Origin of the sequence: Pseudomonas sp. SMSB3 (genome assembly GCF_052041965.1) — a bacterium.
Lineage (GTDB): Bacteria > Pseudomonadota > Gammaproteobacteria > Pseudomonadales > Pseudomonadaceae > Aquipseudomonas.
Genome location: NZ_JBKGGV010000009.1, coordinates 237,784 through 256,100, shown reverse-complemented (window position 1 = coordinate 256,100; position 18,317 = coordinate 237,784). Strand labels below are relative to the sequence as shown.

Below are 18,317 nucleotides of genomic sequence, written 5' to 3'. Positions count from 1 at the left end.
CCCCCCGGCGCCACTGTGCAAAGGGTTCGGCGCTGACGCTCTCGCCCTGACAATAATTCCAAGGAGCACGCAGATGAACGCACCCCAGTCCCCGGACCAGACCAAGGTCGAGCAGGCCAAGCTGCTGATCGACGGTCAGTGGGTCGAGTCGCAGACCACCGAATGGCGCGACATCGTCAACCCTGCAACCCAGGCGGTGCTGGCGCGGGTACCGTTTGCCACTGCCGAAGAAGTGGACGCTGCCGTGGCTGCCGCCCAGCGCGCCTTCAAGACCTGGCGCGACACCCCGATCGGCGCGCGCATGCGCATCATGCTCAAGCTGCAGGCGTTGATTCGCGAGCACAGCAAGCGCATCGCCCAAGTCCTCAGCGCCGAGCAGGGCAAGACCATCGCCGATGCCGAGGGCGATATTTTCCGAGGCCTGGAAGTGGTGGAGCACGCCGCTTCCATCGGCACCTTGCAGATGGGTGAGTTTGCCGAGAACGTGGCCTCCGGCGTAGACACCTACACCCTGCGGCAGCCGATCGGCGTATGCGCCGGCATCACGCCGTTCAACTTCCCGGCGATGATCCCGCTGTGGATGTTCCCGATGGCCATCGTCTGTGGCAACACCTTTGTCCTGAAACCCTCCGAGCAGGATCCGCTGTCGACCCTGCTATTGGTAGAGCTGGCGCTGGAAGCCGGGGTGCCGGCCGGTGTGCTCAACGTGGTGCACGGCGGCAAGCAGGTGGTCGATGCCTTGTGTACCCACAGCGATATCAAGGCGATTTCCTTCGTCGGTTCGACCGAGGTCGGCACCCACGTCTATAACCTGGCCAGTCAGCACGGCAAGCGTGTGCAATCGATGATGGGCGCCAAGAACCACGCCGTGGTGCTGCCCGACGCCAATCGCACGCAAACCATCAATGCGCTGGTCGGTGCCGCGTTCGGCGCAGCCGGCCAACGCTGCATGGCGACCTCGGTGGCAGTACTGGTGGGCAAGGCCCGGGAGTGGCTGCCGGATATCAAGGCCGCCGCCAGCAAGCTCAAGGTCAATGCCGGTTGCGAGCCGGGCACGGATGTCGGGCCGGTCGTTTCCAAGCGCGCCAAGGAGCGCGTGTTGAGCTTGATCGAAAGCGGCGTCGCGCAAGGCGCCACTCTCGAACTCGATGGCCGTGATGTGCAGGTCCCAGGCTACGAGCAGGGTAATTTCATCGGCCCAACCCTGTTCTCTGGGGTCAAGACCGACATGCAGGTGTACACCCAGGAAATTTTCGGCCCGGTGCTGGTCACCGTTGAGGTCGACACCCTTGATGAAGCCATCGCCCTGGTCAACGCCAACCCGTTCGGCAACGGCACCGGGCTGTTTACCCAGAGCGGGGCGGCGGCGCGCAAGTTCCAGAGCGAAATCGACATCGGCCAGGTGGGCATCAACATCCCGATTCCAGTGCCGGTACCGTTCTTCAGCTTCACCGGTTCGCGCGGCTCCAAGCTGGGCGACCTCGGCCCTTACGGCAAACAGGTGGTGCAGTTCTACACCCAGACCAAGACCGTCACCGCCCGCTGGTTCGATGACGACAGCGTCAACGACGGGGTCAACACCACCATCAGCCTGCGCTAAGGAGCACGCCATGCGAATTGCATTCATCGGCTTGGGCAACATGGGCGCGCCCATGGCCCGTAATTTGCTCAAGGCTGGGCACCAGTTGCATCTGTTCGACCTCAACCAGAGCGTGTTGGCGGAGCTTGCCGAGCTCGGTGGGCAGGTCAGCGCTTCGCCCAAGGACGCTGCAGCGAACAGCGAACTGGTCATCACCATGCTGCCGGCAGCGGCGCATGTGCGCGCGGTCTACCTCAATGAAGAAGACGGCGTGCTGGCCGGTATTCGCCCCGGTACGCCGACGGTGGACTGCAGCACCATTGACCCGCAGACCGCCCGCGAGGTGTTCAAGGCCGCCGCTGCCAAGGGTGTGGACTTGGGCGATGCGCCGGTGTCTGGCGGCACTGGCGGGGCTGCGGCAGGTACGTTGACGTTCATGGTCGGCGCCAGCGCCGAGCTGTTCGCCACCCTGGAACCGGTGCTCAAGCAGATGGGCCGTAACATCGTGCATTGCGGCGACGTAGGCACTGGGCAGATCGCCAAGATCTGCAACAACCTGCTGCTCGGCATCTCGATGATCGGGGTATCGGAAGCCATGGCCCTGGGCAACGCCCTGGGCATCGATACCCAGGTGCTGGCCGGCATCATCAACAGTTCCACCGGGCGTTGCTGGAGCTCCGATACCTACAATCCCTGGCCGGGCATCATCGAGACCGCCCCGGCCTCACGCGGCTATACCGGTGGATTCGGCGCTGAACTGATGCTCAAGGATCTGGGGCTGGCCACCGAAGCCGCACGACAGGCGCACCAGCCGGTGATCCTCGGCGCGGTGGCCCAGCAGCTGTACCAGGCCATGAGCCTGCGCGGCGAGGGCGGCAAGGACTTCTCGGCGATCATCGAAGGCTATCGCAAGAAAGATTGAGGCAAGGCCCCTGGCACGCTCGCTCCAGCGATAGGGAGCGAGCGGCTCACAGCGTCAGGCGAAGACGAAATACTTGCGCACGGTTTCGACCACTTCCCAGGTACCCTTCATCCCAGGTTCGATCACGAACACATCGCCGGCCTTCAAGTGCTTGGGTTCTTCACCTTCCGGCGTCACGATGCAGTACCCGTCGAGGAAGTGGCAGAACTCCCACTTGTCATAGTTGACCTCGAATTTGCCAGGCGTGCAGATCCACGTGCCCATGATCTTGCTGCCATCGGCCGACAGATAGGCGTTGAGGTTGACGGTGTGCGGATCGCCGCCGATGCGCTTCCACTTGGTGGCGTCCACGACCGGCGTCGGGCAGGTTTCGCGCAGGACGGTGATGAAATCGGACATGGCACAACTCCTGGTGACTGGCTGAATGACTCGCCACCTTATGACCATCCCCGCCGCTGCAGTTGCCTGGGCTCGACACTTAAGTGTCTGTAAGCGCTAAGCGATGTTTCCTACCGTACGCTGAGCAGCCTCCCACATCGCGCGGTGAACTCGCTAGGTTCAGGTTTTTGGGCCTCTGCTGCCTTGCGAGCGTTATCGCTTGGCCATTGTGCCGTCACCGATTGGCAGACGAGGCACTGAGCATCACGATGGGCTGGATGTCGAAGTCGCGCTCCAGGTATTCCATGCGCTTGGCAAAGAATTCAGCCATGTGCGGCAGGGCCGAATGTTCGTCCAGTGCCGCTTTGCTGGCCCAGACTTCGAAGAACACGAACAGCGTCGGGTCCTGCTGGTCGCGCAGCATGTGGTATTCGATGCAGCCGGGTTCTTGTCGGCTCGGTTCGACATAGGCGCGGAACAGGGTCTCGAAGGCGTCAGCCATGTCCGGACGGGTCTTGGCTTTAAGGATGAAGGCGTGTTGCTCGCTCATGCTGGATCTCCACGGTGAACAGAAGGTGAGCCAATTCTAAGGCAACAATGGGTGAATCATTCTTGATCTGCAGGCAAATGTCATTTGCCCTGCCTGCGCTGTTTCCGCGTGACCGGAAACACTAACCTGCCGACCTCGATGATTGACCAGGCCGGGGAGGCCAGCATGAAAAAGATCCTTCTGCTCAACGGTGGCAAGCAATTCGCCCATTCCGATGGCCGACTCAACCAGACCCTGCACGATGCCGCACTGGCCTATCTGGACCATGCAGGCTTTGATGTACAACAGACCTTCATTGACGGCGGCTACGACATCAAGGCCGAGGTGGAGAAATTCCTCTGGGCCGATGTGATCATCTATCAGATGCCCGGCTGGTGGATGGGTGCCCCGTGGACGGTGAAGAAATACCTCGACGAAGTGTTCACCGAAGGTCACGGCAGCCTGTACGCCAGCGATGGGCGCACCCGTTCGGACCATACCCAGAAATACGGCAGCGGCGGCCTGATCCAGGGCAAGCAGTACATGCTCTCGCTGACCTGGAACGCGCCGCAGCAGGCTTTCGATGACCCCGCGGATTTCTTCGAGGGCAAGGGCGTGGATGCCGTGTATTTCCCATTCCACAAGGCCAACCAATTCCTTGGCATGACCGGCCTGCCGACCTTCCTGGCCGTGGATGTGATGAAGCGCCCGGATGTGCCGGCAGCTTTGGCGGCCTATCGAGCGCATCTGCAGCAGGTGTTTGGCAAGGCCCGGTAACGTATCGCCGCGGGCGGGCTGGACTTGCTGCCGCCAAGCGGCTATCTAATCCAGCATCAATTCGCCCCAGGACCTGCTGTGAAAATCCGCTCAGAAGAACTTCAGGTGTTCGTCGCCGTCATCGACAGCGGCTCGATCTCCGCCGCCGCCGAGCAGCTTGGCCAGACCCCGTCTGCCGTCAGTCGCACGCTGTCACGCCTGGAGGCCAAGCTGGGCACTACGCTGGTCAATCGCACCACGCGGCGCATGGACCTGACCGAAGAGGGGCGGGTGTTTCTCGACAGCGCGCGCAAGGTGCTGGAGCAGATGGACGAGATGGAGGAGCGTCTATCGATGAGCCGCCAGAGCCCATCCGGGCGCCTGCGCATCAATGCCGCCGCGCCATTCATGCTGCATGCCATCGTGCCGTGGATCGGCGACTTTCGCCGGCAGTACCCAGGCATCGAACTGGAGCTCAACACCGACGACCTGATCATCGACCTGCTCGAACAGAGCACCGATGTGGCCATTCGCATCGGTGAGCTGGCCGACTCCAGCCTGCATGCCCGTTCGCTGGGTTGCAGCCCGGTCCAGGTCTTGGCCAGTCCCGCATACCTGCAACGCCACGGCACGCCGCGAAGGGTCGAGGATCTGCATGGGCACACCTTGCTCGGCTTCAGTCAGCCCGAATCGCTCAACCGCTGGCCGCTGCGCCACGCCGAGGGCGATCAGTGGCGCATCCGCCCGGCACTGGTCGCCTCCAGCGGCGAAACGCTGCGTCAGTTGGCGCTGGCCGGGGAGGGCATCGTCAGCCTGTCGCACTTCATGACCCACGAAGACATCCGCCAAGGCCGCCTGAAGGTCTTGCTCAGCGAGGCCAACAACGGCTATCGACAGCCGATCCATGCGGTGTACTACCGCAACACCCAGCTGGCCCTGCGCATTCAATGCTTTCTCGATTTCATCCAGCGCAAGCTGGCCATGTACGCCTGCTGAGTTGCCTGAACGCGACAGTTTGTGTCTACAGGCGGCGAAAGTCCCTTGGGTCGATTGCGCAGTGCCGTGGCTTCGGCCTTACTGACTGCTCAACAAAAACAACACCAAGGACGTGTCATGCGTATTGTCCCGTTTCAGTACCTGGCTCTGACAGCCGCGCTCCTGAGCTGTTCGTCGACCTTTGCCGCTACGCTCGAAGGCGGCGCGGTGGCTGCACCCGATCAATATGGTGCACAGGTAGCCGCCGATATCCTCAAAAAAGGCGGCAACGCGGTGGATGCTGCCGTGGCCACTGCCTTCACCCTGGCAGTGACCTATCCGGAAGCCGGCAACATCGGGGGTGGCGGCTTCATGACCTTGTTCGTCGACGGCAAGGCGTACTTCCTCGACTATCGTGAAGTGGCGCCTAAAGCGGCGACGCGCAACATGTACCTGGATGACAAAGGCGAGGTGATCGAAAACCTCAGCCTGGTGGGCGTGCGCGCAGCCGGGGTGCCCGGCACGGTGATGGGTATGTGGGAAGCGCACCAGAAGTTTGGCAAGCTGCCGTGGAGCGAACTGCTGACCCCTGCCATCGGCTACGCCAAAAACGGCTTCAAGGTTGCGGAAAAACAGTATCAATACCGCAACGACGCCCAAGGCCTGTTCAAGACCGCGACCAATTTCAACGACTACTTCGGCAGCATGAAAGTCGGCGAGCTGTTCAAGCAGCCTGAAATGGCGCAAACCCTCGAGCGCATCGCCGACAAAGGGGTCAGCGAGTTCTATCAGGGCAAGACTGCAGATCTGCTGGTGGCGCAAATGCAGGCCGATAATGGCCTGATCAGCAAGCAAGACCTCAAGGACTACAAGGCCGTATGGCGCGAGCCGATGGCCCTGAGCTGGCGCGGTAATGTCGTCTACACCGCGCCACCGCCGAGCTCCGGCGGCGTGGCCCTGGCCCAGCTGCTGGGCATCAAGGAGGACCGCGCGGCCGACTTCAAAGGGGTGGCGCACAACTCGGCGCAGTACATCCACCTGCTGGCCGAGATCGAGAAGCGCGTGTTCGCCGACCGCGCCGACTACCTGGGTGACCCGGCCTTCACCAAAGTGCCGGTCGATCAACTGGTGGCCAAGGATTACCTGGCCAAGCGCGCCGCCCAGGTCGACCCCAAGGCGATTTCCGCGACCGCCCAGGTCAAGCCCGGCCTGGAGCCGCATCAGACCACCCACTTCTCGATCGTCGACAAGCAAGGCAATGCGGTCAGCAACACCTACACCCTCAACCTCGACTACGGCAGTGGCGTGGTGGTCAAGGGCGCAGGCTTCCTGCTCAACGACGAGATGGATGATTTCAGCGCCAAGCCCGGTGCAGCCAATGCCTTTGGCGTGGTCGGCGGCGACGCCAACGCCATCGAGCCGGGCAAGCGCATGCTGTCGTCGATGAGCCCTAGCCTGATGACCCGCGATGGCAAGGTCGAGCTGGTGATCGGCACTCCAGGCGGTTCGCGGATCTTCACCTCGATCTTCCAGGTGATGAACAACCTTTATGACTACGACATGCCGCTGGAGAAAGCTGTGGCGGCGCAGCGTGTGCATCACCAGCTGCTGCCCAAGGACACCATTTATTACGACAGCTACGCGCCGTTGACCGGGCCTGCGGCCGATGAGCTGAAGAAAATGGGCTATGTGCTGGAGGATCAAGGCTGGGAGATGGGCGACATTCAGGCGATTCGCATCGACGGCGCCAAGGTCGAAACCGCGTCCGATCCGCGCGGGCGTGGGGTAGGGATGATCGTCAAATAAGCGGGGGGCAAAGGCGCCCCTGTGGCAAGCCTGAGCGATCGTATCGCCAGGCTCGCCACAGGTGCTCAGATCAGACGCGGAACTGGCTGACCAGCATCTGCAGCTGACCACCCAGGCGCGCCAGCTCGACGCTGGAGGCGGCGGTTTCGTCGCTCGCCGCAGCGGTTTGCTCCGACACGTCGCGAACATTCAGAATGCTGCGGCTGATCTCCTCAGCCACTGCGCTCTGCTGCTCGGCCGCCGCTGCAATCTGCTGGTTCATCGACTGGATGCTCGACACCGTGCTGGTGATGTTCTCGAGCGAACTGCCGGCCTTGCGCGCCAGTTCGACACTGCTGTCGGTCAGCGTGCGGCTGCCTTGCATGGCATTGGCTACCTGCTGGGTGCCATGCTGCAGACTGGCCACCAGCTCTTCGATCTCTTCGGTGGATTTCTGCGTGCGTTGGGCCAGGCCGCGCACTTCGTCGGCGACTACCGCGAAGCCGCGCCCGGCCTCGCCGGCGCGGGCCGCTTCGATGGCGGCGTTGAGTGCCAGCAGGTTGGTCTGCTCGGCCACCGACTTGATCACATCCATGACGCTGCCGATCTTCTGGCTTTCCTGCTGCAACAGGTTCATGGCTTCGGTGGAGCGATGCACTTCACCGGCCAGGCGCTCGATCTGGCTGATCGCCTCGGCGACCACCCGATCACCGGCCCGTGCTTCATCATCGGCACCGGTAGCGGCATGCGAAGCCTGCTCGGCGTTACGCGCCACCTCTTGAACGGTGGCAGCCATTTCATGCATGGCGGTGGCCACCTGGTCGGTCTCGACCTTCTGGCTGTTGGCGCCGGCGCTGGTCTGCTCGGTGACCGCCGACAGTTCTTCGGCGGCGCTGGCGATCTGGGTGACGCCATCGCGGATGCCGGCGATCAGTTCGCGCAGGGTCGTGCCCATGCGCGCGATGCCTTGCTGCAAAACGCCGATCTCGTCACGGCGGGTAACGCGCAGCTCGTGAGTCAGGTCGCCACCGGCGATGCGTTCCACCGATTGCAGGGTGTCGCGCAGGGGCAGGGTGATCTGGCGGGTGATGACCACGGCGGCGATGACCCCGGCCAGCAGCGCCAGCAACGTGGCAATCATCTGCAGGCTGCGCGCTTCGCTGCTTTCGGCGTCGCGGCGTTCGATCTGGATCTTGTACAGGGCATCGCTGCGCTTGACGATGTCGGCGCCTTCGACCGTCATCTCGGCGCGCGCCACGGCAATCTCGGCGACGGCATCGCGGAACTGGCGCACGGCATCGCGGTAGCCGAGCACGGCTTGCTCGAACTGCTGCACGCGTGCGGCTTCGGCGGGCAACTGGCCCTTGAGCTTGTCGATGTCGGCCAGCGAGCCTTCGAGCTGACGCAAGGCGGCCTGTTCATTGCTGGCGCTGTTGTCGGCAATGTAGCCGCGCACATCGACGCGCACTTGCAACAGACGTTGGCGCGCCTGGCTGGTCAATTGGTACTGGGCCAGGCGCACGCTGTCGGACTCGGGTCGCGACATGACGTCACGGCTGAGGGTTTCCAGGGCCTGATCGGCATTGGCTGCGTGCACGTTCATGGCATCGCGGGCCGTCTGCGAGTGCTTGTAACCGGTGCGCATCTTGTCCAGCGAGACCTTGTACTCGCTGATGGTCTGGCCCAGTTCCTTGAGCAACGCAACGTTGGCGGGGCTGGTGAAGGTGGTTACCAGGTACTGCTGCTGCTTGCTGAAGGTGTCCAGCTTGGCCAGGGTGTTGGCGGCGGCGGCATCATCGCCGTTGGCGATCATGTATTGCAGGCGCGCCACGCGCAGTTCGGTCAGGTCTTTATTGAGCTGGCCGATATCGCCCATCCAGTTGCTGCGGTCGATGAGACTGCCCAGGCTGGTCCAGCCGGTGAGGGCCAACAGGCCGGTTAGAAACAGCACCAGGCCGAAGCCCAGGCCGAGTTTGAGGTTGACGCTGATATTGGCAAACCAGCTGTTCATGCACGCACTCCAGAAAATTCATTCGCTCACTTGATCGTCGATCGCAGGGCGTTATTGTTCTGGGGCCCGCTGAATCGTGCAGGTGTTATCGGCACCCGGCACGGAAAGCTGAATCGCTTTTTCAGCTGATTTGTAACCCGGGCCGGCGACCGGCCCGGGATCGGTCAAAGGTTACGCGCGCTGAAGGTATCGCAGCTGTCGACTTCGCCATTGGCGAACCCGGCCTTGAACCAGCGAACCCGCTGCGCCGAGGTGCCGTGGGTGAACGAGTCGGGCACCACGCGGCCCTGACCTTGCTGCTGCAGGCGATCGTCACCGATGGCATTGGCAGCGTTGAGCGCTTCTTCGACGTCGCCTGGCTCCAGCCAGTTGAGCCGCTGTTGCGCCTGATAGGCCCAGACCCCGGCCAGGCAGTCGGCTTGCAACTCCTGGCGCACCAGCAGACCGTTGTCGCCCTCCATGCGCTGGCCGCTGCGGCGCGCGGCATCGACCTTGGCCGAGACGCCCAGCAGGGTCTGCACATGGTGGCCGATTTCATGGGCGATGACGTAGGCCTGGGCGAAGTCGCCGGCTGCGGCGAAGCGCGTTTCCATTTCCCGGAAGAACGACATGTCCAGGTAAACCCGCTGGTCGGCTGGGCAATAGAACGGTCCCACTGCGGCAGTGGCGTAGCCGCAGGCTGAATTCACCTGGCCGCTGAACAGCACCAGCTTGGGGTCCCGGTACTGTTTGCCGGCCTGGGAAAACAGCGCCTTCCAGGTGTCTTCGGTATCGCCCAGCACCGAGGCGACGAACTGCGCCTGTTCGTCGTTGGCCGGCGGCGCCTTGCCGCCTGCACCCGCTGGTGCTGCCTGCTGCTGCTGGCCCATCTGCCCAGTGAGCTGGCCAAGAATCTGCAGCGGATCCTGGCCCGTCAGCCAGCCGATGCCGACGATCAGCAGGATCGCGCCCAGGCCGAGTCCTTTGCCACCGCCGAAACGCATGCCGCCACCGCCACCACCTGTACCGCGGGCATCGACGACATTGTCGCTGCGTCGACCTTTTCGCCATTCCATGAAAGCTCTCCACGCCGTGAAACATCGGGTTATAGATTAGATCAGCTCAGCCAAAGTACTAATGCATAACCATTTGGTTATGTATTGGAGGCTGCTTTTCAGTATTCATTCCCTCTGGCCTGCCGGAAACTGCACGTCCGCCTGCCCTGCACAGGTGTTTCGATAATTCCAAGAGAGGAAACCGGCATGCCCGCCCAGGACAATAGCCGCTTCGTGATCCGTGATCGCAACTGGCACCCCAAGGCCTTGACCCCCGACTACAAGACCTCCGTGGCCCGCTCGCCGCGCCAGGCGCTGGTCAGCATCCCGCAGTCGATCAGCGAAACCACCGGCCCGGACTTTTCCCATCTGCGCTTCGGCGCGCACGACCACGACCTGCTGCTGAACTTCAATAATGGTGGCCTGCCCATCGGCGAGCGCATCATCGTCGCCGGCCGCGTGGTCGACCAGTACGGCAAACCGGTGGCCAATACCCTGGTGGAAATGTGGCAAGCCAACGCTGGCGGCCGCTACCGGCACAAGAACGACCGCTATCTGGCACCGTTGGACCCGAATTTCGGTGGCGTCGGGCGTTGCCTGACCGACCGCGACGGTCACTACAGCTTCCGCACCATCAAGCCCGGCCCGTACCCATGGCGCAACGGCCCCAACGACTGGCGCCCGGCGCATATCCACTTCGGCGTCAGTGGCCCGTCGATCGCCACCAAGCTGATCACCCAGCTGTATTTCGAAGGTGACCCGCTGATCCCGCTGTGCCCGATCGTCAAGTCGATCGCCAACCCGCAAGCGGTGCAGCAGCTGATCGCCAAGCTCGACATGAGCCACGCCAACCCCATGGACTGCCTGGCCTATCGCTTCGACATCGTACTGCGCGGCCAGCGCAAGACTCACTTCGAAAACTGCTGAGGAACCCGCCATGCCCATCGAACTGCTGCCGGAAACCCCTTCGCAGACTGCCGGCCCCTACGTGCACATCGGCCTGGCCCTGCAAGCGGCCGGCAACCCGACCCGCGACCAGGAAATCTGGAACTGCATGGCCAAGCCCCACGCCCCTGGCGAACACATCGTGCTGATCGGCCATGTCTATGACGGCAACGGCCACTTGGTGCGCGATTCATTCCTGGAGCTGTGGCAGGCCGACGCCAACGGCGAGTACCAGGATGCCTACGACCTGGAAAACCCTTTCAACAGCTTCGGTCGCACGGCGACCACGTTCGACGCCGGTGAATGGACCGTGCATACGGTCAAGCCTGGGGTGGTCAACAACGCGGCCGGCGTGCCGATGGCGCCGCACATCAACATCAGCCTGTTTGCCCGTGGCATCAACATCCACCTGCATACCCGGCTTTATTTCGACGATGAGGGCGAGGCAAACGCCAACTGCCCGGTGCTCAACCTGATCGAGCAACCGCAGCGCCGCCAGACCCTGCTCGCGACGCGCTGCGAGGTCGATGGCAAGACAGCCTATCGCTTCGATATCCGCATTCAGGGGGAAGGGGAGACGGTGTTCTTCGACTTCTGATGCAGCGCCGCTGGGGCCGCAGAGCGGCTCCAGTGGTCTGGCCGGTCAGCGCCGAACCAGCAACACCCCACTCTCCATATGGTGGGTATACGGGAACTGGTCGAACAACGCGCAACGCTCGATGCGGTGCGTGTCGTGCAACTGGGCAATATTCGCCGCCAGGGTTTCCGGGTTGCACGAGATGTACAGGATTCGCTCGAAACGCCGGGTCAGTTCACAGGTATCCGGGTCCATGCCCGCGCGCGGCGGGTCGACGAACACCGTGCCGAAGTCGTAGCTTTTGAGGTCGATCCCTTCCAGGCGGCGGAACGGGCGCACGTCGTTGAGCGCCTGGGTCAGTTCCTCGGCCGACAGGCGCACCAGGCGCACGTTATCCACGCCGTTCTCGTCAAGGTTGCTCAGTGCAGCGTTGACCGAGGTCTTGCTGATCTCGGTAGCCAGCACCTGACGCGCTCGAGTGGCCAGCGGCAGGGTGAAGTTGCCGTTGCCGCAGTACAGCTCCAGCAGGTCGTCAGCACGCTCGCCCATGGCCTCGCACGCCCAGCTCAGCATCTTCTGATTGACCGCGCCATTTGGCTGGGTAAACGCGCCTTCTGGCTGACGGTAGCTGAACACGCGCCCGGCCACGTCGAGTTTTTCCAGCGCGTAATCGCGGCCAATCACCAGACGTTTGCCTTTCGAGCGGCCGATCAGGCTGACCCCGAGATGCTCTGCCAGCTGTCGGGCTTCAACTTCCCAGGCCTCGTCCAGCGGGCGGTGATAGCACAGCGTGACCATGGCGTCGCCGGCCAGCGTGGTGAGGAACTCCACCTGGAACAGGCGATTGCTCAGCGCCTCGCTGGCCTGCCAGGCAGCCTTCAGGCGCGGCATCAGCTCATTGATGCGCTGGCTGGCGATGGGGAAGTCGTCGATCAGGATCGCCTTGTGCTTGTCGCCGGGGGCGAACATCGCATAGTGACGCTGGCCGTCTTCGCGCCACAGGCGGAATTCGGCGCGCAGGCGGTAGTGCTCGCGCGGCGAATCGAAAACGGCCGGCTCCGGCGCGCCGAAGGGCGCCAGCAACTCGCGCAGGCGGGCGACTTTGCCCTCCAGCTGGGTGTCGTAGGTGCAAGGATCGAAGACGGCACTCATGCGTTGAACCAGCCCAGCTTGATGACGAACAGGATGGAAAGGATCACCAGCGCCGCGTTCAGGTCGCGGTGGCGCCCCGAAATCAGCTTGATGGCGGTCCAGGCGATGAAACCGAAGGCGATGCCGTTGGCGATCGAGTAGGTCAGCGGCATGGCCAGGGCGGTGACCACCACCGGCGCGGCCTCGGTCACGTCGTCCCAATTGATTTCAGCCAGGCCAGACGCCATCAGTACCGCCACGAACAGCAGCGCCGGGGCGGTGGCGAAGGCTGGCACACTGCCAGCCAAGGGGGCGAAGAACAACGCCAGCAGGAACAGCACGGCGACCACGATGGCGGTAAGGCCGGTACGGCCCCCGGCGCTGACGCCAGCGGCGGATTCAATGTAGCTGGTGGTGGTCGAGGTCCCCAGCAGCGAACCGGCCATCGCCGCGGTGCTGTCGGCGATCAGGGCGCGGCCCATCTTCGGCATGTGCCCGTCCTTGCCCATCAGCCCGGCGCGCTTGGCCACGCCGATCAAGGTCCCGGAGTTGTCGAACAGGTCGACGAACAGGAAGGCGAAGATCACGCTGACCAGGCCTACGTCCAGGGCACCCTTGATGTCCAGCTGCAGGAACGTCGGGGCCAGCGACGGTGGCAGCGATATCACCCCGCCAAACGGCGTCACGCCCATCAGGATCGAGGCCACGGTGACCACCAGGATACCGATCAACACAGCGCCACGTACTTTCAACGCTTCCAGCCCGACGATCAGGAAGAAGCCCAGGGTGGCGAGGATCGGCGCAGGCTGCTTGAGATCGCCCAGGCCCACCAGGGTCGCTGGGTTATCGACGACGATACCGGCGTTGTGCAGGGCAATGAGCGCCAGGAACAGGCCGATACCGGCGGCGATCGCCGAGCGCAGCGGCAGCGGGATGCTGTTCACGATCCACTCGCGGATACGCAGGATCGACAGCAGGAAGAACATCACTGCCGAGAGGAACACCGCGCCCAGCGCCACCTGCCAGGTGTGCCCCATGTGCAGCACCACGGTGTAGGTGAAGAACGCGTTCAAGCCCATGCCCGGAGCCAGGGCGATCGGGTAGTTGGCGATCAGGCCCATGGTTGCCGAACCAATGGCGGCAGCCAGGCAGGTGGCGACGAACAACGCCCCTTTGTCCATGCCCGTCTCGCCGAGGATGCTCGGGTTGACGAAAAGGATGTAGGCCATGGCCAGGAAGGTAGTGACGCCCGCCAGAATCTCGGTGCGCACGTTGGTGTTGTGTGCTTTCAGTTGAAACAGCCTGTCCAGCATGCCCGCTCCCCAAGACGCCCTCGCGCCATGAATGTATCGACCCCATCAGCAAAGCACAGACCACAGCGGTTGCCGTGCTTTTGTAGGAGGCTCAAAAAAGCCGCGCATCATACCAGCATGCTCGGCAAGGGCCTATGGCCGTTCGGGAAAGCCTCGCACTGGCGCGCATCAGCCCTCGTGCAAGCGGTCGCGCTGGGCCAGGGTCGGGAACAGTTTTATCCACACCCCGGTCACCAGCAAGGTGCCGACGCCGCCCATGACCACCGCCGGTACGGTGCCGAACCAGTGCGCCGTCAGCCCCGACTCGAACTCGCCAAGCTGGTTCGAAGCGCCGATGAACAAGCCATTGACGGCGCTGACCCGACCGCGCATTGCGTCCGGGGTCTCCAATTGCACGAACGAGCTGCGAATCACCATGCTGATCATGTCGGCTGCACCCAGCACCACCAGCACCGCCAACGAGAACCAGAATGACGTCGACAGGCCGAAGGCGATGGTCGCCACGCCGAACACGCCGACCGCCGTGAACATGGTGCGCCCGACCTTGCGCTCGAACGGGAAGCGCGCCAGCCACAGCGACATCAGCAGTGCGCCCACCGCTGGCGCCGAGCGCAGCAGCCCCAGGCCCATCGGACCGGTCAACAGAATGTCCTTGGCGAATACCGGCAATAGCGCCGTGGCGCCGCCGAGCAGCACGGCGAACAGGTCCAGTGAGATGGCGCCGAGGATGTCCGGGCGGCTGCGGATGAAGCGAATGCCCGCCAGCAATGACTCGAGACTGGCGCGGCCGCGCTGGGCGACCTGGCCGCGGGCTTGCAGGCTGAGGGTCAGCAGGCAGGCGATGGCGTACAGGGCGACGGTCGGGCCGTACACCCAGATGCTGCCGAAGGCATAGAGGAAACCGCCAACCGCCGGGGCGACGATGGTCGCCGATTGGGTGGCCGAGGCCGAGGCCGCGACCGCCCGCGGGAATAGCCCCGGTGGCACCACGTTGGGCAGCAGCGCCTGGGTCGCCGGCATTTCGAACGAACGCGTGGCGCCGAGCAGGAAGGCCAATGCGAAGATCAGTTCGCGGCTGACGTTGTCAGTGGCACTGCCCAGGGCCAAGGCCAAGGCGATCAGCCCCTGCAGCGTTTGACACAACGCCGCCACCTTGCGCCGGTCGTAGCGATCGGCGACGTGCCCGGTGTGCAGCATGAACAGCACCCGTGGGGCGAATTCGACCAGCCCGACCAGGCCCAGGTCGAGGACATTGCCAGTGAGCTGGTAAAGGTGCCAGCCAATCGCCACGGTGAGCATCTGAAAGCCGCTGGCGGTGAATACCCGGGCCAGCCAGAAGGCCATGAACGGGCGGTGGTGACGCAGCAACTGCGGTGCGGAATCGGGCATCGGCGACCTGCGGGCTCAGCGCGGTGGGGGCCGGGCAGCGTATCATCTGTTTGTAACAAGCGGTTACTGTTTGCCCTGATCGGCACGTTCCTGGTGCGCTTGGATGAGGGTGGGGCAACCGGTCACGCGGCAAACAACCACACGGCCCTGCAGGCTATTCAGGACTATGCTTTGAGCAGTCGTTGATCTGGATCAATCGTTGCAGATTCAACGAAAGGGCCCCTTGGCCGAAATCCCTGCGATTCAACAGAACAATTCCAACGTGCCGCACTCGACACATCGTGGGGGCAGTGGGCGACGGAGCCACGTGCCCGGACGCCGAATTATCTGAAGAGGAAGCACCATGTTCGGAATAGAGGCCTTAGAGCTCGCCCGAATGCAGTTCGCCTTTACCGTGTCGTTCCACATTCTTTTCCCGGCCATCACCATTGGACTGGCGAGCTACCTGGCGGTGCTCGAAGGCCTGTGGTTGCGTACCGACAACCGTGTTTACCGCGATCTCTACCATTTCTGGTCGAAGATCTTTGCCGTCAACTTCGGCATGGGCGTGGTCTCGGGCCTGGTCATGGCCTACCAGTTCGGCACCAACTGGAGTCGGTTTTCGGAATTCGCAGGATCGGTCACAGGTCCCCTGCTGACCTACGAGGTGCTCACGGCGTTCTTCCTCGAAGCAGGCTTCCTCGGCGTCATGCTGTTCGGCTGGAACCGGGTCGGGCGCGGGCTGCACTTCTTCTCGACCTGCATGGTGGCGCTGGGCACCTTGGTGTCGACCTTCTGGATCCTGGCCTCCAACAGCTGGATGCATACGCCCCAGGGCCACGCGATCATCGATGGCCGGGTAGTGCCGGTGGACTGGCTGGCGATCATCTTCAACCCCTCTTTCCCCTTCCGTCTGGCGCACATGGCCACTGCAGCCTTCGTCGCCACGGCGTTCTTCGTCGGTGCCTCGGCGGCCTGGCACCTGCTGCGTGGCCGAGACAACCCAGCCGTGCGCAAGATGCTCTCGATGGCCATGTGGATGGCCCTGATCGTCGCCCCGGTGCAGGCGGTGATCGGCGATTTCCATGGCTTGAACACGCTCAAGCATCAGCCAGTCAAGATCGCCGCCATCGAAGGCCATTGGGAAAATGAGCCGGGCGAGCCGACGCCGTTGATTCTGTTCGGTATCCCCGACATGAAGGCTGAAACCACGCGCTTCAAGATCGAGATCCCGGTGCTCGGTAGCCTCATCCTGACCCACAGCCTGGACAAGCAGGTCCCGGCCATGAAGGAATTCGCGGCTGAAGACCGGCCCAACTCGACAATCATCTTCTGGTCATTCCGTATCATGGTCGCCATGGGCCTGCTGATGATCGCGGCGGGGCTGTGGAGCCTGCTGCTGCGCAAGGGCGGCAAGCTGTACAGCTCTCGGCCGTTCCTGCATTTCGTGCTGTGGATGGGGCCGTCGGGCCTGCTGGCGATCCTCGCCGGCTGGATCACCACCGAGGTCGGGCGTCAGCCATGGGTGGTGTACGGCCTGATGCGCACGGCCGATGGCGTCTCCAACCACAGCTACAGCCAACTCGGCTTTACCCTGATCGCTTTCGTGGTGGTGTACTTCGCCCTGTTCGGCACCGGTTTCGCCTACATGATGCGGCTGGTCCGCAAAGGCCCGCATACCGGTGAAGGCGATGCTCCGCGCCCGGGTGGCCCGGGTCAGAAACGCACGCCGGCGCGGCCGTTGTCGGCCGCCGACGAGCACAGCGACGGCACCTCCGCCAACCTGCACGAGGGGAACTGAGCCATGGGTATCGACCTTCCGCTGATCTGGGCCGTGATCATCATCTTCGGCATCATGATGTACGTGGTGATGGACGGCTTCGACCTGGGCATCGGCATGCTCTTTCCCTTCGTCAAGCACGAGCATGACCGCGATGTGATGATGAACACCGTGGCGCCAGTCTGGGACGGCAACGAAACCTGGCTGGTGTTGGGCGGCGCCGGGCTGTTCGGGGCGTTCCCGATGGCCTATGCGGTGGTACTGGAGGCACTGTACCTGCCGCTGATCCTGATGCTGATCGGCTTGATCTTTCGCGGCGTGGCCTTCGAGTTTCGCTTCAAGGCCACCGACGAGAAACGTCACCTGTGGGACAAGGCGTTCATCGGTGGATCGCTGGTGGCGACATTCTTCCAGGGTGTGGCGCTGGGCGCCTTCTTGGAAGGCTTCAAGGTGGTCGATCGGCATTTTGCCGGTGGCACGCTCGACTGGCTGACACCGTTCAGCCTGTTCAGCGGCCTCGGCCTGATCGTCGCCTACAGCCTGCTGGGTTGCACCTGGCTGATCATGAAGACCGAAGGGCCGCTGCAGAAAAAGATGCATGACATCGCCCGACCATTGGCTTTGGTGCTGCTGGTAGTGATCGGCCTGGTCAGCCTGTGGACGCCGATCGCCTACCCGAACATCGCCGACCGCTGGTTCACCATGCCCAACCTGCTGTGGTTCATGCCCGTGCCGCTGCTGGTGTTGCTGACCTTCTATGGCTTGCTCAAGGCGGTGGCGCGCAACGCACACTACACGCCGTTCCTGCTGACGCTGGTGTTGATCTTCCTGGGCTACAGCGGTCTTGGCATCAGCCTGTGGCCGAACATCATCCCGCCATCGATCTCGATCTGGGAGGCCGCGGCACCGGCGCAGAGCCAAGGCTTCATGCTGGTGGGCACGTTGATCATCCTGCCGTTCATCCTCATGTACACCTTCTGGAGCTACTACGTGTTCCGCGGCAAGGTGACCCATGAAGATGGCTATCACTAGGAGGCCATGGGCATGACGGGCAAGCAGGGTGTAGACGACAAGAAGCCGCTGTGGCAGCGCCTGGGCTGGCTGGTGCTGATCTGGGTGCTGAGCGTAGCGGCGCTGGGCGCTGCGGCCTGGGTGATGCGCCTGTTCATGGCCGCAGCGGGCTTGACCACGCATTGAACGGCGGCAACTTGGCCAGGGGGCGGCGTACTGCCGC

Annotated in this window: 17 protein-coding genes; 10 read left to right on the top strand and 7 right to left on the bottom strand. The window is 63.2% G+C overall.

The window, feature by feature from the left end; translation table 11 throughout:
- The first annotated feature begins 73 nt into the window (after positions 1–73).
- Both ACLEJW_RS16670 and mmsB read left to right on the top strand, forming a co-directional pair.
- Positions 74–1,600, top strand: a complete 1,527-nt coding sequence (locus tag ACLEJW_RS16670; RefSeq protein WP_313297596.1) for a CoA-acylating methylmalonate-semialdehyde dehydrogenase — start codon at positions 74–76, stop codon at positions 1,598–1,600.
- Between the two features lie 10 nt (positions 1,601–1,610).
- Positions 1,611–2,501: a 3-hydroxyisobutyrate dehydrogenase gene (gene mmsB / locus ACLEJW_RS16665; protein ID WP_145188677.1), complete on the top strand. Its 891-nt coding sequence runs from the start codon at positions 1,611–1,613 to the stop codon at positions 2,499–2,501.
- A gap of 54 nt (positions 2,502–2,555) precedes the next feature.
- Here mmsB and ACLEJW_RS16660 read toward each other — a convergent pair whose 3' ends face one another.
- Together ACLEJW_RS16660 and ACLEJW_RS16655 are read right to left on the bottom strand one after the other, a co-directional pair.
- Positions 2,556–2,900: a cupin domain-containing protein gene (locus ACLEJW_RS16660; protein ID WP_209865360.1), complete on the bottom strand. Its 345-nt coding sequence runs from the start codon at positions 2,898–2,900 to the stop codon at positions 2,556–2,558.
- 214 nt (positions 2,901–3,114) lie between these two features.
- The gene (locus ACLEJW_RS16655) at positions 3,115–3,429 is read right to left on the bottom strand and encodes a putative quinol monooxygenase (protein ID WP_145188671.1); all 315 of its coding nucleotides are present in this window, start codon (positions 3,427–3,429) and stop codon (positions 3,115–3,117) included.
- A 165-nt stretch (positions 3,430–3,594) separates the two neighbouring features.
- Here ACLEJW_RS16655 and ACLEJW_RS16650 point away from each other — a divergent pair, with 165 nt between their 5' ends.
- The 3 genes from ACLEJW_RS16650 to ggt all read left to right on the top strand — a co-directional run bounded on the left by ACLEJW_RS16650 (position 3,595) and on the right by ggt (position 6,945).
- Complete coding sequence (locus tag ACLEJW_RS16650; protein WP_313459723.1) at positions 3,595–4,185, top strand: NAD(P)H-dependent oxidoreductase; 591 nt, start codon at positions 3,595–3,597, stop codon at positions 4,183–4,185.
- Between the two features lie 78 nt (positions 4,186–4,263).
- Positions 4,264–5,160, top strand: a complete 897-nt coding sequence (locus ACLEJW_RS16645) for a LysR family transcriptional regulator (RefSeq protein ID WP_313459726.1) — start codon at positions 4,264–4,266, stop codon at positions 5,158–5,160.
- Positions 5,161–5,277: 117 nt separating this feature from the next.
- On the top strand, positions 5,278–6,945 hold the full coding sequence (gene ggt / locus ACLEJW_RS16640) for a gamma-glutamyltransferase (protein WP_440777913.1): 1,668 nt from the start codon (positions 5,278–5,280) through the stop codon (positions 6,943–6,945).
- 70 nt (positions 6,946–7,015) lie between these two features.
- Here ggt and ACLEJW_RS16635 read toward each other — a convergent pair whose 3' ends face one another.
- Positions 7,016–8,935: a methyl-accepting chemotaxis protein gene (locus ACLEJW_RS16635; RefSeq protein ID WP_313459730.1), complete on the bottom strand. Its 1,920-nt coding sequence runs from the start codon at positions 8,933–8,935 to the stop codon at positions 7,016–7,018.
- A 164-nt stretch (positions 8,936–9,099) separates the two neighbouring features.
- Positions 9,100–9,990: a KPN_02809 family neutral zinc metallopeptidase gene (gene ypfJ, locus ACLEJW_RS16630; RefSeq protein ID WP_145188657.1), complete on the bottom strand. Its 891-nt coding sequence runs from the start codon at positions 9,988–9,990 to the stop codon at positions 9,100–9,102.
- Between the two features lie 186 nt (positions 9,991–10,176).
- Between ypfJ and pcaH the strand changes: the two genes are divergently transcribed.
- On the top strand, positions 10,177–10,896 hold the full coding sequence (gene pcaH / locus ACLEJW_RS16625; protein ID WP_313297617.1) for a protocatechuate 3,4-dioxygenase subunit beta: 720 nt from the start codon (positions 10,177–10,179) through the stop codon (positions 10,894–10,896).
- Between the two features lie 10 nt (positions 10,897–10,906).
- Positions 10,907–11,512 carry a protocatechuate 3,4-dioxygenase subunit alpha gene (gene pcaG / locus ACLEJW_RS16620; protein ID WP_440777912.1) on the top strand — a complete coding sequence of 202 codons (606 nt, stop codon included), beginning with the start codon at positions 10,907–10,909 and terminating at the stop codon, positions 11,510–11,512.
- Between the two features lie 45 nt (positions 11,513–11,557).
- Here the strand turns inward: pcaG and trmA are convergent, their stop codons facing one another.
- The 3 genes from trmA to ACLEJW_RS16605 form a co-directional block, all read right to left on the bottom strand.
- Positions 11,558–12,643, bottom strand: a complete 1,086-nt coding sequence (gene trmA / locus ACLEJW_RS16615; RefSeq protein WP_313297624.1) for a tRNA (uridine(54)-C5)-methyltransferase TrmA — start codon at positions 12,641–12,643, stop codon at positions 11,558–11,560.
- Positions 12,640–13,935: an NCS2 family permease gene (locus ACLEJW_RS16610; RefSeq protein WP_145188646.1), complete on the bottom strand. Its 1,296-nt coding sequence runs from the start codon at positions 13,933–13,935 to the stop codon at positions 12,640–12,642. The genes trmA and ACLEJW_RS16610 overlap by 4 nt, the downstream gene beginning before the upstream one ends.
- Positions 13,936–14,103: 168 nt before the next feature.
- On the bottom strand, positions 14,104–15,324 hold the full coding sequence (locus ACLEJW_RS16605) for an MFS transporter (protein ID WP_313459739.1): 1,221 nt from the start codon (positions 15,322–15,324) through the stop codon (positions 14,104–14,106).
- Between the two features lie 343 nt (positions 15,325–15,667).
- Between ACLEJW_RS16605 and ACLEJW_RS16600 the strand changes: the two genes are divergently transcribed.
- From ACLEJW_RS16600 to ACLEJW_RS16590, 3 genes are read left to right on the top strand one after another with little or no spacing between them, the layout of a single operon-like run.
- Complete coding sequence (locus ACLEJW_RS16600; RefSeq protein WP_145188641.1) at positions 15,668–17,104, top strand: cytochrome ubiquinol oxidase subunit I; 1,437 nt, start codon at positions 15,668–15,670, stop codon at positions 17,102–17,104.
- Between the two features lie 3 nt (positions 17,105–17,107).
- On the top strand, positions 17,108–18,115 hold the full coding sequence (gene cydB / locus ACLEJW_RS16595; protein ID WP_145188638.1) for a cytochrome d ubiquinol oxidase subunit II: 1,008 nt from the start codon (positions 17,108–17,110) through the stop codon (positions 18,113–18,115).
- Positions 18,116–18,127: 12 nt separating this feature from the next.
- Positions 18,128–18,280, top strand: a complete 153-nt coding sequence (locus ACLEJW_RS16590) for a DUF2474 domain-containing protein (protein WP_145188634.1) — start codon at positions 18,128–18,130, stop codon at positions 18,278–18,280.
- Positions 18,281–18,317: the final 37 nt, after the last annotated feature.

What these genes read in the sequence shown, in the direction of transcription:
- pcaG (WP_440777912.1), top strand. Translation starts at nt 10,907, where the DNA reads ATGCCCATCGAACTGCTGCCGGAAACCCCTTCGCAGACTGCCGGCCCC.
- ACLEJW_RS16635 (WP_313459730.1), bottom strand. Translation starts at nt 8,935, where the DNA reads ATGAACAGCTGGTTTGCCAATATCAGCGTCAACCTCAAACTCGGCCTG.
- ACLEJW_RS16670 (WP_313297596.1), top strand. Translation starts at nt 74, where the DNA reads ATGAACGCACCCCAGTCCCCGGACCAGACCAAGGTCGAGCAGGCCAAG.
- mmsB (WP_145188677.1), top strand. Translation starts at nt 1,611, where the DNA reads ATGCGAATTGCATTCATCGGCTTGGGCAACATGGGCGCGCCCATGGCC.
- ACLEJW_RS16660 (WP_209865360.1), bottom strand. Translation starts at nt 2,900, where the DNA reads ATGTCCGATTTCATCACCGTCCTGCGCGAAACCTGCCCGACGCCGGTC.
- ACLEJW_RS16605 (WP_313459739.1), bottom strand. Translation starts at nt 15,324, where the DNA reads ATGCCCGATTCCGCACCGCAGTTGCTGCGTCACCACCGCCCGTTCATG.
- trmA (WP_313297624.1), bottom strand. Translation starts at nt 12,643, where the DNA reads ATGAGTGCCGTCTTCGATCCTTGCACCTACGACACCCAGCTGGAGGGC.
- cydB (WP_145188638.1), top strand. Translation starts at nt 17,108, where the DNA reads ATGGGTATCGACCTTCCGCTGATCTGGGCCGTGATCATCATCTTCGGC.
- ypfJ (WP_145188657.1), bottom strand. Translation starts at nt 9,990, where the DNA reads ATGGAATGGCGAAAAGGTCGACGCAGCGACAATGTCGTCGATGCCCGC.
- ACLEJW_RS16650 (WP_313459723.1), top strand. Translation starts at nt 3,595, where the DNA reads ATGAAAAAGATCCTTCTGCTCAACGGTGGCAAGCAATTCGCCCATTCC.
- ACLEJW_RS16590 (WP_145188634.1), top strand. Translation starts at nt 18,128, where the DNA reads ATGACGGGCAAGCAGGGTGTAGACGACAAGAAGCCGCTGTGGCAGCGC.
- ACLEJW_RS16600 (WP_145188641.1), top strand. Translation starts at nt 15,668, where the DNA reads ATGTTCGGAATAGAGGCCTTAGAGCTCGCCCGAATGCAGTTCGCCTTT.
- ACLEJW_RS16610 (WP_145188646.1), bottom strand. Translation starts at nt 13,935, where the DNA reads ATGCTGGACAGGCTGTTTCAACTGAAAGCACACAACACCAACGTGCGC.
- ACLEJW_RS16655 (WP_145188671.1), bottom strand. Translation starts at nt 3,429, where the DNA reads ATGAGCGAGCAACACGCCTTCATCCTTAAAGCCAAGACCCGTCCGGAC.
- pcaH (WP_313297617.1), top strand. Translation starts at nt 10,177, where the DNA reads ATGCCCGCCCAGGACAATAGCCGCTTCGTGATCCGTGATCGCAACTGG.
- ggt (WP_440777913.1), top strand. Translation starts at nt 5,278, where the DNA reads ATGCGTATTGTCCCGTTTCAGTACCTGGCTCTGACAGCCGCGCTCCTG.